A 14567-nucleotide genomic window follows, 5' to 3' on the forward strand; every position below is an offset into this window, starting at 1 on the left:
TATTACTTTTTATCTATTGAATTTTCTTTTGGTACAACTTCTAAAAGATTACTTGGCCCTAATAATCGTACATCGACTGCTTCTTTGAGTTCGTTTAGCCAACGTCTTAATTCAGCTTGGTATTGTTCTGAGTCTTGATTAAGTTTTTCTCCGCTAACGATACGCAATCTCATTCGTTCCGTAATAAAACGTTGATTTCTAAGATTGCGCGCAAGAATATTTTGTAAGGTTTCAGTAGTAATATCATATTTTTCCATAAAATCATTATATGCATCTTTGCTATGGAATCTAAGCATAAAATGATTTACTTCTTGTTTGATTTCTATTGAATTGATCTCTAGAATACCTAAACGACTAACTTGTGCAGTGATTAGCGCTTGATTTACCAAATAGTCTGTGAAAGCGTTTAACATTTTTTGATCAAATATAATATTCGCTGCATTTTCTCCTTCGCGAAGCACTAATAAAATTCTTGCTTCACACATTAATTCTGATTGTGTAATAACTTGCTTATCAACAACAGCAACTACTCGGTCAATAATCGTACCAACAGGTAACCCAAAATATACGCTAATTATTAATCCCCAAAGAATATGCATCATTAAAACTCAGCGAGTAATATTTATAGTTGATTCATTAACAAGTTGCCATAAAGTCTTCTTAAGCTCACTAATTCCATCTCCAGTATGAGCAGAACATAACAATGCCGTTCCTTTAGAAAAATTAAGATCTGATTCAATCTTGTTTATAACATGACTTCTTCTTGTTTTTGGAATCAGATCGCTTTTGGTTATAACAAGAAGTAATTTACGTTGATTTTGTAAAACCCATTTTGCGAAAGCCTGATCAAGATCCGATACTTGTTCTCTTCTTGCATCAACAAGTAATACCACACCAACAAGCTGTATTCTTGCTTTTAAATAAGAACGCAGCATCTCTTCAATAGCTTGACGATGAGTTTTTGGTAGTTTTGCATATCCGTAACCAGGTAAATCAACCAACGCTATTTGCTCTTCAAGCAAGAATAAATTAAGCGATTGAGTACGACCAGGAGTACGCGAAGTTCGAACAATTTTTGACTGACCTAATACAGCACCCAATAATGAACTTTTCCCTACATTTGAACGACCAGCAAAAGCTATCTCAATATCACCACATTCGGGAAGATACTTATAAGAATTAGCAGAAGCTACAAAACGTGATGATGATTTGTTGCGCTTCATTTGTTTCAACAGTTAGCAATAATACTACTTATGTACTTTTTTTGTGGGCTTTTCTTTTTTAATTTCAGGGTGTTTCTTTTGTTTATTTTGCCATGCTTCTTTTGCACGTTTTCCATGATCTATTTTTGCCCACATTTCTTTAAAAGAAAAGGCACGAATACTTGGTGCTCCCTCAGTATGACAACGCATACAATGCTCAGGTTTTGGTTCAATAAGCCAGATAGCTTTAGCTAACTCTCTATCTTTCATAACATAGCTAGGATAATAGTACTTACCTGGACCATGGCATTTCTCGCATCCAACTGCAGAATTAATGTTATTTAATTCTGCAGCCATAGTATGACAGGTATTACACTTTGGATCTGATCTTTGAGTTTCGTTTAATGATGTTTGGGCACGATTATGAGCACTACGTTCCCAAACACTATATTCGAATTCATGACAATTCTTGCATCGTTTCGAGCCGATGTAATTCTCGGCAGTACCCGCAGTATTACTGATAAGCAAACCCATTAAAAGAACTATCATGCTCATTATTATCAATAATGGGCGTTTACTACTATTATAAGCGCTATCATTATTTTTAAATAATGACAGAATTAAAATATGTTTTATGCGCCAGAATACCATCGTAAAAAGCCTATCGCAGCATTTTGTGGTTATAGCAAAGCTATACCGCTAAATCTTTTAACTGCGATGATTACTCATTCACAGCGATACCTGGAAGATTAGATAGAAGTGGTCCTTCTCTATCTTCAAGAGTCATTTCATATTCTTCATCAGCTTCCAATAATTCTGGATCAACAACAGAAGCAAGACGCTTGTATCCTTCCAGACCTGTACCGGCAGGAATTAGTCTACCCATTAACACGTTTTCTTTAAGTCCTCGTAAACTATCAATCTTCGCAGAAAGTGCTGCTTCTGTGAGTACTTTGGTGGTCTCTTGGAATGAAGAAGCAGACAAAAACGACTCGGTAGATAGCGATGCTTTAGTGATACCTAATAACATAGGTTCACCTGTTGCAGGTCTTCCACCAGCAGTCATTACCTTTTCATTTTCTGCTTCAAATACTGTCTTCTCAACTTGTTCATCAATTAAAAATGTAGTGTCACCAACATCTTTAATACGTACTCGCCTTAACATTTGACGAACAATTGTTTCAATGTGCTTATCGTTAATACGTACACCTTGTAAACGGTATACTTCTTGAATTTCATCAACGAGATAACGACCAAGTTGTTTTTCGCCCAATACTCTTAAAATATCATGAGGATTTGCTGGTCCATCCATTAATGGATCACCAGCTTTAACTCGATCATTTTCTTGCACAGTTAAGTGTCTACCTTTAGGTACCAAATATTCAACTGGTTCACCTACATCAGGAATAATTACCAGTTTTCGTTTACCTTTTGTATCTTTGCCAAACTGCACCGTACCATCAATTTCAGAAATTAAAGCATGATCTTTCGGTTTACGTGCTTCAAATAGTTCTGCAACACGAGGCAGACCGCCCGTGATATCTTTATCTTTTGTGGTTTCACGCGGTATCTTCGCGATAACATCACCCGCTTCAACCCTATCACCTTCAAGAACCGCGATATTCGCACCAATTGGTAAGAAATAACGCGCTTCATTATCGGTACCTATTATGCGTTGTGTCTCACCTTGATCATCTTTAATAGAAATACGCGGTCTAGTATCTTTGTCTTTTGATTCAATAATTCGTTTACGAGATAAACCGGTAACTTCATCAAGCGTTTCATTCATAGTAACGCCTTCGATAATGTCACCGAATTTCACAATACCAGATGATTCAGTTAAAATTGGTACCGCAAATGGATCCCATTCACAAATAATTGCTCCAGCAGGAGTTTGAACGCCATCAGCAAATAAAATCCTAGCACCATAATTAACTGAATAGCGTTCGCGCTCACGACCACCTTCATCCATAACAGCTATTTCACCATTGCGATTCATAACAACAATAGTGTTATCAGCTTTGGTGATAGTATTGAGATTTAGATATCTAATAATTCCGCCACCACGAGTCTCAAGAGTAGATTGTACGGCTCGTCCAGAGGCGATACCACCAATATGGAAGGTACGCATTGTTAATTGCGTGCCTGGTTCGCCAATTGATTGTGCTGCAATTACACCAACTGTTTCACCTAAATTAACTTTGTGCCCGCGTGCTAAATCACGACCATAGCATTCAATACAAAGTCCACGCTTGGCTTGGCAAGTAAGGGGTGAACGTACTCTAACTTTTCTAATAGGTGAATCATTAATAATCGAAACTTTCGTTTCATCTATCTCATCACCAGCAGAAGCTATTACTTGGTCAGTATGTGGATGTACAATATCTTCTAATGCCACACGACCAAGAATACGATCACCAAGAGGTTCGATAACTTCACCAGCTTCGACTAAGGTCTCGATTTCAATACCATCAAGAGTACCACAATCAAATTCAGAAATAACCGCATCCTGGGCAACATCTACCAGTCTTCTTGTGAGATAACCAGAGTTTGCTGTTTTTAAGGCGGTATCTGCCAAACCTTTGCGCGCACCGTGCGTAGAGGTAAAGTATTCAAGCACGGTAAGACCTTCTCGGAAGTTAGCAGTAATTGGTGTTTCAATGATTTCTCCTGATGGTTTAGCCATTAAACCACGCATACCCGCTAACTGTTTTATTTGTTGACGTGAGCCACGTGCTCCCGAATCAGCCATCATAAAAATGGGGTTAAATGATGGCATCTTTTTCTGTTCATTTCTCTCAGAAGTTACGACCTCTGTGCTAATGCCAGTCATCAATTCATTTTCTAATTCTTCTGCGACACGTGACCAAATATCAATTACTTTATTGTAACGTTCACCGTCGGTAATAAGACCTTCAGTATATTGATTTTCAATCTCTTGAACTTGCTTTTGAGCGTTCTCTACAAATTCGTTCTTCCGTTTTGGTATTTCCATATCTTTGATGCAGATGGAGGTACCAGCTTTTGTAGCATAACTATAGCCTAAGGTTCGAATGTGATCGGCTAAAAGCACTGTTTCTTTTTGACCACATTTACGGTAACAAATGTCAATAAGGGCACCTAATGCCTTCTTGTCCATTACTTTATTTACCAGTTCAAATGGCAATTCTTTTGGTATAATTTCGTATAAAAGAATACGCCCCACGGTAGTTTTTATGCGTTTGCCATTTATTCGACAATCAATTGCAGCTTGAAGATCTATAACTTCATGGTCAAAAGCTGCTCTCACTTCATCAGGAGAAGCAAAACGCATACCTTCACCTTTTGTAAAAGCACGCTCACGAGTCATGTAATAACAACCAAGAACAATATCCTGTGACGGAACAATAATAGGACGTCCGTTTGCAGGGGATAAAATGTTATTGGTTGACATCATTAAAACACGAGCTTCTAGTTGTGCTTCAACAGAAAGCGGTACGTGCACAGCCATTTGGTCGCCGTCGAAGTCGGCGTTAAATGCGGTACAAACTAAAGGATGCAATTGAATCGCTTTACCTTCGATAAGAACCGGCTCAAATGCTTGAATACCTAATCTATGCAAAGTCGGAGCACGATTAAGCATAACCGGATGCTCGCGAATTACTTCATCTAAAATATCCCATACTTCCGGTTTCTCTTTTTCTACCATCTTCTTAGCGCTTTTAATGGTAGTTACATATCCTCTCTCTTCAAGCTTATTGTAGATAAATGGTTTAAATAACTCAAGAGCCATTATTTTAGGTATACCGCATTGATGAAGCTTTAATTCTGGACCAACAACAATGACACTACGACCGCTGTAATCAACACGTTTTCCTAATAGGTTTTGACGAAAACGACCTTGTTTACCTTTGATCATATCGGATAGAGATTTTAACGGTCGCTTATTAGGACCGGTTATACTCTTACCACGACGACCATTATCAAATAATGCATCAACTGCTTCCTGCAACATACGCTTTTCATTACGTATGATGATTTCAGGTGCGTTGAGTTCTTGCAGACGTTTAAGACGATTATTACGATTGATAACTCGTCGATATAGGTCATTTAAATCTGAGGTTGCAAAACGACCACCATCTAATGGTACCAATGGTCGTAAATCTGGCGGCAAAACCGGAATAACTTCGAGCATCATCCACTCGCATTTATTCTGGCTATCGCGTAATGCTTCACAAACTTTTAGGCGTTTGGCATATTTTTTACGTTTTGCATCACTAGTGGTTGTGACCATATCTTCACGCAATTGTTTGCATAAAGCTTCTAAATCTGTAGCTTTTAACAAATCACGTATGGATTCACCGCCCATAGCTGCATTAAAAGATTCTGGGCCATATTTATCTATCAATTCATTATAATCATCTTCGTTAAGTAGTTGACCGCGCTGAATCTCTTGAACTTGACCAGGATCCACTACTACAAATGCCTCACAGTATAGAACTTTTTCTAATTCTTTGAGGCTCATGTCGAGCACACAACCGATTCGCGATGGCAATGAACGCAAAAACCAAATATGCGCAACCGGGGTGGCTAAATTAATATGGCCTAATCTTTCGCGTCGCACCTTTGATTGAATAACTTCAACACCGCACTTTTCGCAAACTATACCGCGATGTTTCATGCGTTTATATTTGCCACAATTACATTCATAATCTTTTACTGGGCCAAATATTTTGGCACAGAAAAGACCATCACGTTCTGGTTTGAACGTTCGATAGTTAATAGTCTCTGGTTTTTTAACTTCACCATGAGACCATTCTCGAATTTTATCAGGGCTCGCTATAGACACTCGAATAGAATCAAAATTAACTGGATCCTTCGGTTTCTCGAAAAATGAGAAGATGTCTTTCACTTTGCGTCCGCTCCAATCTGCTTCAGCGCGTATCTATTTACTACTATCCCTTTTTAGGGTGTATCGTTAATTCACTGCATTGTTTGGCCGACTATCAACTGCAATTTGCGGTGTTGCTTGTTCTTTTTCTAAAAGCTCAATGTCTAAACATAGAGCCTGTAATTCTTTCATTAATACATTGAATGATTCAGGCACACCACATTCAAGAACGTTCTCCCCTTTTACAATGGCCTCATACATCCGTGTACGACCTACAACATCGTCTGATTTAACAGTTAAGAATTCTTGAAGTGCATAAGAAGCGCCATAAGCTTCCATGGCCCAAACTTCCATTTCGCCCAAACGTTGTCCACCAAATTGAGCCTTGCCTCCCAATGGCTGCTGCGTGACCAACGAATATGGCCCTATTGAACGGGCATGAATCTTATCATCAACTAAATGATGAAGTTTAAGCATATACATTATTCCTACAGTCACATCATGCTCAAACGGCTCTCCAGTGCGTCCATCAAACAACATAGATTGACCACGAATTGATAAACCTGCAGATTCAAGCACATTTTCTATTTCTTTTTCAGTTGCACCTTCAAAAACTGGAGAAGCAAAGTGCATACCGTTCTTAAGCTTCATGGCCATTCTTCGCGTATCGTCATCATCCAATTTTTCAATAAAATCCTGCTGTTCTTCATTATTAAATTGGCGTTTCAATTCGGCTTTAATTTGTTCAGTAGAATAGTTCTGCTCAATATAATCCTGTAATCTTTTACCGATAATTCGCGCCCCCCACCCTAAATGGGTTTCAAGTATTTGGCCGACATTCATACGTGAAGGCACGCCTAGTGGATTCAACACAATATCAACCGGGATTCCATCTACAGTATAAGGCATATCTTCAACAGGGAGAATACGGCTGATAACGCCTTTGTTACCATGACGCCCGGCCATTTTATCGCCAACTTGTAATTTGCGCTTGATGGCAAGATATACTTTCACCATCTTAATAACACCTGGGGCTAATTCGTCACCTTTTTTCAGGCGTGCAATTTTGTCACCAAAAGTAACCTTAACCAGAGCAACTCTTTCTTCAACAGATCGAAGAATAGCCTTTACCTGATCTTCTTTATCCTTATCATTAATATCTATTTCACCTAATAATTTACTACGTATTTGTTCAAGCAATTGCTCGCTTAAAATATCATCTTTCTGAATAATCACGTTACCATCATCATCAATAACTCGACCGGCAGCTCTGCAATCTTTAAGTATGTTAATAATTTTACGACGAGCACTTTCTTTGACAATTTTTATCTCATCATTTTGGTCTTTTAATAGACGAGCTTCTTGCTCTTCTTCAATTTGTTGTGCACGCTCATCTTTATCAATACCTTTTCTAGCAAATACTTGTGCACCAATAACAGTACCCGAAACACCAGGTGATACACGCAGCGAAGTATCACGAACATCACCAGCTTTTTCACCGAAAATAGCTCTAAGCAGTTTTTCTTCAGGAGATAATTGTGTTTCTCCTTTTGGTGTAATTTTACCGACTAAAATATCACCAGCTTTTACTTCAGCGCCAATACGTACTATGCCAGCTTCGTCGAGATCTTTAAGTGCTTCTTCTCCAACATTAGGAATATCTCTAGTGATCTCTTCTTTGCCAAGTTTGGTATCGCGAGCAATACACTCAAACTCTTCAATATGTATAGAAGTATAAAGGTCTTCTTTGACAACTCTTTCGCTAATTAAAATTGAATCTTCGAAATTATATCCTTGCCATGGCATAAAAGCTACTAGCAAATTTCTCCCTAGTGCTAATTCACCACAATCAGTAGCTGGGCCATCAGCAATACAATCGCCAGCCTGTACTCGATCTCCACAACGAACAATAGGTTTTTGGTTTATACAAGTATTTTGATTTGAACGTTGGAATTTAGTAAGATTATAAATATCTACTTCAGCAGCAATATCAGTTGAATCTTCAATAGTGTCAGCTTTCACAACTATTCTTGTAGCATCAACAGAGTCTACAACACCTGAACGTCTTGCAGTTACGGTGACGCCAGAATCTCTAGCTACTTGTCTTTCAATACCAGTACCAACAAATGGTGCCTCAGCACGTAATAATGGTACCGCTTGGCGCTGCATGTTTGAACCCATTAGTGCACGATTAGCGTCGTCATTTTCTAAAAATGGAATAAGTGCCGTAGCTACAGATACTAATTGTTTTGGAGAAACATCCATTAGACTCACATCTTCATTGCGAGCCATAATTGTGTCTCCACCTTTACGTGAAGCTACTAATGGTTCAGTAAACTTGCCTTCTTCATCAAGTTTTGAGTTTGCTTGTGCGATTATATGTTGCTCTTCTTGTAGCGCAGAATAGAATTCAACATCTTGCGTTACTTTACTGTCAGCAACGGTACGATATGGGGTTTCAACAAATCCATATTCGTTAACTCGTGCAAATGTAGAAAGCGATGCAATAAGACCAATATTTGGCCCTTCAGGTGTTTCAATTGGACATATTCGACCATAATGCGTTGGATGAACATCGCGGACTTCAAAGCCTGCTCTTTCGCGTGTAAGACCACCAGGACCTAAAGCGCTCAAACGACGCTTATGCGTTACTTCAGATAATGGGTTTGTTTGGTCCATAAACTGCGAAAGTTGAGAACTACCGAAGAACTCTTTTATAACTGCTGAAACTGGTTTAGCGTTAATGAGGTCATGAGGCATTAACGTTTCAATTTCTTGTAGAGACATGCGCTCACGAATAGCACGCTCCATACGAACCAAACCAACACGGAACTGATTTTCAAGCAATTCGCCAACAGCTCGAACTCGACGATTACCTAAATGATCGATGTCATCAACAGATCCTTTGCCATTCTTAAGATCAAGTAAATATCTTACAACTTCAAGAATATCTTTTTTAGTAAGAACCGTGTTATCAATTGGTTCTTCAAGAGCAAATTTATGGTTAAGTTTTAATCTACCAACTTTTGATAAATCATATCTCTCTGGATTGAAGAAAAGATTATCAAACAAATTTCTGGCAGTATCAATTGTTGGCGGATCACCAGGACGTAAACGACGATAAATCTCTAAAATCGATTCTTCTTGATTTTCAACTTTATCAACAAGCAATGTGTCTCTAAGATAAGAACCAACATTTAGACCATCAATAAATAACACTTTAAATTGCGTAATATTATGTTCACGCAATTCTTCTATTTTTACACTAGTGACGGTCTCATTTGTTTGTAAAATAACTTCGCCAGTTGTTTCATCAATAACATCCTCAGCAGACACGGTGCCGACGACGTCTTCAGGTTCTATTGAAATACGTTCAATATTAGCTGTTTGGATTAATTTTATGGTTGAGCGAGTGAATTTTCGATTCTTACGAACTAATATTTCTCGAGTTTCTGGATGACGAATGTCACGAGTAGCTCTTTGCCCAAGCAATAGGCTAATATCAACTGATTTTTCAAATTTATCTTTGCCAAGAATAAAGACAGTCTCAGTATCGTAATAGTAATCTAATAACTCTTTGGTGGAGTAACCCAAAGCTTTTAATAATACCGTTGCAGGCAGTTTTCTTCTCCGGTCGATACGTACATGCAAAATATCTTTAGTATCAAACTCAAAATCTAACCAGCTACCTCTATTAGGTATAATGCGTGCGCTGTATAGTAGTTTACCGGTGCTTCCGGTCTTTGATTTATCCTGACCTACAAAGAAAAATGCACCTGGAGAACGATGTAATTGCGAAACAATAACACGCTCTGTTCCATTTATAATAAAGGTGCCATGCTCGGTCATTAGAGGTATTTCACCAAAATAGACATCTTGTTCTTTAACCGAGCGGATGGTCTGCTGTCCGGTAACCTCGTCTTTTTCCCAGACAATTAGACGAATCGATACCTTCATCGGTGCGGCATATGTCATACCACGCTGATGACATTCATAAACATCGTATTTAGGTTGATCGATTTCGTATTTGACAAAATCTAACGAAGCGGTGTCATTAAAATCCTTTATAGGAAAAACACGTCTAAATACCGCCTGCAACCCAGTATCTTCTCGCTTAGCGGGATCAACTTCAAGCTGCAAAAATTTGTCATAACTACGCTTTTGGATATCGATAAGGTTTGGGATCGCAATGAGACTATCGATCTTGGCGAAACTCTTACGTATCCGAAAATTGTCTTGGATTTGAGCCATTCGTTAGAGCGCTCCTTAAGATGCGTTCTGGCTGCAAAAAAGCAGTTCGTCTTTCGCATGCGTATGGCCGTGAAGCACACCCTTCGGCCAGTTACTTTCAATTGGTGGCTTCACCACAATTTTGCCTTCTCTTATTGGTTCACCCAGCACCGGTGTTTATTAGAAATATCTCTCAGATCACACTCTTGATATTTCTAAAAAACCAGTGCCATAATTAACCAAGCATACATAAAGCTTATATATGGCAAACATAATTCTCGCCAGTTGCTTTATAATGCTTCATTTTCAAACCGCGCCAATTTTATAAATAAAAATTGACCACGGCAGAAGGCATTAACTCACCACGATAACGAAGGTATTTATGCTACGTTATCGTAGTACTTGACCACAACCAATTTTTACGCCTTGATTTCCACTTTAGCGCCAGCTGCTTCAAGTTTCTTTTTGAGTTCTTCAGCATCCTTCTTTGGTAGTGCTTCTTTGACGGTCTTTGGTGCACCATCAACAAGGTCTTTTGCCTCTTTGAGACCAAGACCAGTAACTGCACGGACCTCTTTAATGACTTGAATTTTGTTAGAGCCAGCATCTATCAAAATGACATTAAACTCTGTTGGCTCTTCTGCAGCTACCGGAGCTGCGGCAGCCATAGGACCAGATGCCATCACTACACCACCAGATGCCGCTTCAAGACCATGCTCTTCTTTCAAATAATCACCAAGCTCTTTAGCTTGTAAAAGCGTGAGCTTAACAATTTTCTCACCGAGGTCCTTAATCTCGGGATTCCAGTTACGTGCTGCCTCTGCCATGACCTACTCCTTTTGCCTCAATTCTTCGCAAAGCGTTTGCATAAGCTATTTTTTTTGCTTGTGCGGAAACGCTTGCGTTTCTTTGGTTCACTTCTGTTAAAATAATTAAAAATTTCTGCACAATACTAAACTTGTGCCTATCTCTTTATGACGCCTATGCAGTTGGCTCTTCCTCCTTCGCCTTCTTTTCAACTGCTCCAACTATACGTCCAGCCGGACTCTTAATTTGAGCCAGCAGATTACGCGCAGGACCAAGGGCCATTCCTACTATTTGCGTCACCATCTCGCGCTTACTTGGCATCTGCGCGAGCGCTTCAGTTTGATTTGATGAGATGGCTTTCTTGTCAAGAATGCCACCTTTAATACGTACATGTTTCGAATCTTTTGTGAAATCAACAGCAAGCTTTGCTGTGACCACCGGATCCGAAAATCCAACAATTACACCTGTAGGCGACCCTTTTAAAAACTTAGAAGCTTCTTCTGCTTCAGTTCCTATTAGAGCCCTAGCCATTAATGTATTTTTAACAACTTTATACTTGATATCAGCGGCGCGAGCTTTCTTTCTAATAGACTCAACTTCAGCCACGGTTAAACCGGTGTAATCGAGAAAAACCACGCCTTCCGCTTTGGCGATATCCTCTTTAATCTCTTTTACAAATTGTTCTTTTTGTTCTTGCTGAATCATAGCTTACTCGCGTCCCAGGCCGATCATTGCCTTTGCTGGATCGATTTTGATTCCAGGACCCATAGTGCTCGAGAGCGATACTGAAAGGAGATAATTACCCTTTGCAGTTTGGGGCTTGGCTTTAATAATAGAATCTAACAAGGAACGAAAATTCTGCTCTAGTTTTTCTGTATCAAAGCTTAGCTTCCCAATAGCACAATGAATGATACCTGCTTTTTCAATACGATACTCAATACGGCCAGCCTTTTGTTCTTTTATCGTACGAGCAACATCTAATGTTACCGTACCGACTTTTGGATTAGGCATTAAGCCACGCGGACCTAAAATTTTTGCAATAGGTCCGATTTTGGGCATCATATCTGGTGTAGCAACACAAGCATCAAAATCAAGCCATCCACCCTTAATTTTCTCAACTAGGTCCTCTGCCCCGACAAAATCTGCGCCAGCCTCTTTCGCCTCGATTTCTTTTTCACCTTTAGCGAAAACTAAAACACGTATCGTTTTTCCAGTACCATTAGGCAGTGAAACAACACCACGGACCATTTGGTCTGATTTTTTTGGGTCTACCCCTAAGCGAATAGCAACATCAACAGATTCATTGAATTTAGCTGTTTTTACAGATTTTAAAATCGAGAAAGCTTCTGTAACTTCATACCTCTTAAGTCGGTCAAACTTCTCGGCGTTAGCAACATAACGCTTACTGAGTTTAGCCATTAAACACCTCTCTTTGCAGTCAGTTCGGCACGTAAAATATTTACGGGCCTCCTGCATAACGACGTTAATACTTAAAACATTGATGTATTAACTATTAACGTAGTACCTTTATAATTTCCTATCCGCGAACTTCAAGCCCCATACTCTTTGCCGTACCTTCAATTATGCGAATAGCACCAGGAAGATCTTTGGCATTAAGATCAGGCATTTTAATTTTTGCTACTTCTTCCACTTGGGCTCGAGTTATCACACCAATCTTGGTTTTATTTGGTTCTTTAGAACCAGCACCTGGTTTCTTGGTAGTCTTTAACCCTGCAGCTTTTTTAAGCAAAATCGAAGCAGGTGGTGTTTTAGTAATAAAGCTAAATGATCTATCAGCATAGACAGTAATTAAAACCGGTATAATCATATCACCGTCTTTTGCTGTCTTAGCATTAAATTCTTTACAAAACCCCATAATATTAACACCATGTTGACCTAAAGCTGGACCAACAGGTGGCGATGGGGTCGCTTTACCAGCGGGGATCTGTAATTTCACATAACCTGCAATTTTTTTAGCCATTTAAGCCTTCTCCACCTGAACAAACTCAAGCTCAACTGGTGTCGCACGCCCAAAAATCGATACCAGAACCCGCACTTTTGATTTCTCAGCATTAACTGCGTCAACAACGCCATTGAAATTTTGAAACGGACCGTCAATCACACGCACATTTTCACCATCTTCAAACTTAACTCTGGGTTTAGGCTTGAGCGTTCCCTCGTCAATTTGTCGCGTTAATCTTCTTACTTCACTCTCTGGCACTGCTGGTGGTTGTGTAGCGCCACCAACAAATCCTGTAATTTTGGGAGTCGACTTAACAAGATGCCAGGTATCTTCATTAAGCTCCATCTGTACTAGCATATAGCCAGGAAAAAATTTGCGCTTCGTAGTTCTCTTTTGCCCACCTTTTACTAGTTCAACAACATTTTCGGTGGGTATAAGTACTTCACCGAATTTATCAGTCAGATTAAACTGACGGATACGCTCCTCAAGGCTCTTTTTCGCACGGTTTTCGTAGCCTGAATAAGTATGGACTACATACCATTTAAAACTCGGATTTGTCACCTCAGATTTAACTTCGGTTGACATCTCTTCCGAGTTTTTAAGCGCCATCTCTTCAGTACCGTCCGCTTCCAGCTCGCGGTCCGCCATAGTAGTTCCTATCCCAAGTGCCACAGCAGCATTTGCTACCCGCAGCTTAGCTCGGGTTAACTCCAAGTATAAAGTTAGTCAATGACAACCATATGGCGTCAAAGATGCCTAAATAAACCGAACAAATTAGCACTGCAACTAATACCACAATAGTTGCATTGCCAGTCTCTTCACGCGAAGGCCAAGAAACTTTTGATAATTCATCAACAACCTCATTGGCGAGTTTAAAAGTATGCGCATGTTTCAATACAAACACGGCACTACCAAATGCTACGCTAAAAGCTATTATGCGCGTTAGCGTCATTTCCCTAGCAAATAATGACGCATCATCCCAATCTAGCTGCACCCAGACCCATGACAGTCCATGTGACAACGATACTGCGGCAAACACAGCCAATATCAGAATGCCAACCACTACGTATCGAGTTCTTGTGCCCATGTGGTCTTGTAAATACCTTTCAAGTTTAAAATCTTGGCAGGCCAGGAGGGATTCGAACCCCCAGCATGCGGTTTTGGAGACCGCCGCTCTACCAATTGGAGCTACTGGCCTGTAATTCTTTTACCCTCAATAAAGAGCAATAAAACTTCACTTAACCTTAGTCTCCTTGTGCTCAGTATGTCGACGATCCCATCGACAATACTTTTTGAGCGTGAGCTTTTCGGTTTGCTTCTTTTTATTTTTTGAAGTTGTGTAATTGCGTTGCTTACACTCTGTGCATTCTAACGCAATAAGCTCACGAACCGCCGCCATTTTTAACTCCTACTCGATGATCTCTGCAACAACGCCAGCGCCCACCGTGCGCCCACCTTCACGAATAGCGAAGCGGACTTCCTTCTCCATCGCAAT

The 14567-nt window shown here is 39.7% G+C and carries 13 protein-coding genes and 1 tRNA gene; all 14 read right to left on the reverse strand.

Translation table 11 applies throughout. The annotated features are described in order from the left end of the window. Nucleotides 1-2 precede the first annotated feature (2 nt). Complete coding sequence (locus tag JW841_01020; GenBank protein ID MBN1959500.1) at nucleotides 3-602, reverse strand: SurA N-terminal domain-containing protein; 600 nt, start codon at nucleotides 600-602, stop codon at nucleotides 3-5. A 6-nt stretch (nucleotides 603-608) separates the two neighbouring features. Next, nucleotides 609-1223, reverse strand: a complete 615-nt coding sequence (gene ysxC / locus JW841_01025) for a ribosome biogenesis GTP-binding protein YsxC (GenBank protein ID MBN1959501.1) — start codon at nucleotides 1221-1223, stop codon at nucleotides 609-611. A gap of 24 nt (nucleotides 1224-1247) precedes the next feature. After that, nucleotides 1248-1751, reverse strand: a complete 504-nt coding sequence (locus JW841_01030; protein ID MBN1959502.1) for a hypothetical protein — start codon at nucleotides 1749-1751, stop codon at nucleotides 1248-1250. Nucleotides 1752-1923: 172 nt separating this feature from the next. Next, a complete protein-coding gene (gene rpoC, locus JW841_01035) occupies nucleotides 1924-6093 on the reverse strand; it encodes a DNA-directed RNA polymerase subunit beta' (protein MBN1959503.1) in 4170 nt (1389 codons plus the stop codon). A gap of 66 nt (nucleotides 6094-6159) precedes the next feature. Then, nucleotides 6160-10323 (reverse strand): DNA-directed RNA polymerase subunit beta, encoded by a 4164-nt coding sequence (gene rpoB / locus JW841_01040; GenBank protein ID MBN1959504.1) that lies wholly within the window; start codon nucleotides 10321-10323, stop codon nucleotides 6160-6162. A 398-nt stretch (nucleotides 10324-10721) separates the two neighbouring features. Next, nucleotides 10722-11129 carry a 50S ribosomal protein L7/L12 gene (gene rplL, locus JW841_01045; GenBank protein MBN1959505.1) on the reverse strand — a complete coding sequence of 136 codons (408 nt, stop codon included), beginning with the start codon at nucleotides 11127-11129 and terminating at the stop codon, nucleotides 10722-10724. Between the two features lie 154 nt (nucleotides 11130-11283). Then, the gene (locus JW841_01050) at nucleotides 11284-11814 is read right to left on the reverse strand and encodes a 50S ribosomal protein L10 (GenBank protein MBN1959506.1); all 531 of its coding nucleotides are present in this window, start codon (nucleotides 11812-11814) and stop codon (nucleotides 11284-11286) included. Nucleotides 11815-11817: 3 nt separating this feature from the next. Continuing rightward, a complete protein-coding gene (locus JW841_01055; protein MBN1959507.1) occupies nucleotides 11818-12528 on the reverse strand; it encodes a 50S ribosomal protein L1 in 711 nt (236 codons plus the stop codon). Between the two features lie 118 nt (nucleotides 12529-12646). After that, nucleotides 12647-13090 carry a 50S ribosomal protein L11 gene (gene rplK / locus JW841_01060; protein ID MBN1959508.1) on the reverse strand — a complete coding sequence of 148 codons (444 nt, stop codon included), beginning with the start codon at nucleotides 13088-13090 and terminating at the stop codon, nucleotides 12647-12649. Next, nucleotides 13091-13657 (reverse strand): transcription termination/antitermination protein NusG, encoded by a 567-nt coding sequence (gene nusG / locus JW841_01065; protein MBN1959509.1) that lies wholly within the window; start codon nucleotides 13655-13657, stop codon nucleotides 13091-13093. 109 nt (nucleotides 13658-13766) lie between these two features. After that, a complete protein-coding gene (gene secE / locus JW841_01070) occupies nucleotides 13767-14024 on the reverse strand; it encodes a preprotein translocase subunit SecE (protein ID MBN1959510.1) in 258 nt (85 codons plus the stop codon). Nucleotides 14025-14193: 169 nt separating this feature from the next. Then, nucleotides 14194-14270: transfer RNA gene (locus tag JW841_01075), tRNA-Trp, on the reverse strand. 36 nt (nucleotides 14271-14306) lie between these two features. After that, nucleotides 14307-14471 carry a 50S ribosomal protein L33 gene (gene rpmG / locus JW841_01080; GenBank protein ID MBN1959511.1) on the reverse strand — a complete coding sequence of 55 codons (165 nt, stop codon included), beginning with the start codon at nucleotides 14469-14471 and terminating at the stop codon, nucleotides 14307-14309. 9 nt (nucleotides 14472-14480) lie between these two features. Beyond that, nucleotides 14481-14567, reverse strand: an 87-nt coding sequence (locus JW841_01085; protein ID MBN1959512.1) for an elongation factor Tu, incomplete at its 5' end; no start/stop codon positions are given.

The organism is Deltaproteobacteria bacterium, from assembly GCA_016931625.1.
Lineage (GTDB): Bacteria > Myxococcota > XYA12-FULL-58-9 > XYA12-FULL-58-9 > JAFGEK01 > JAFGEK01.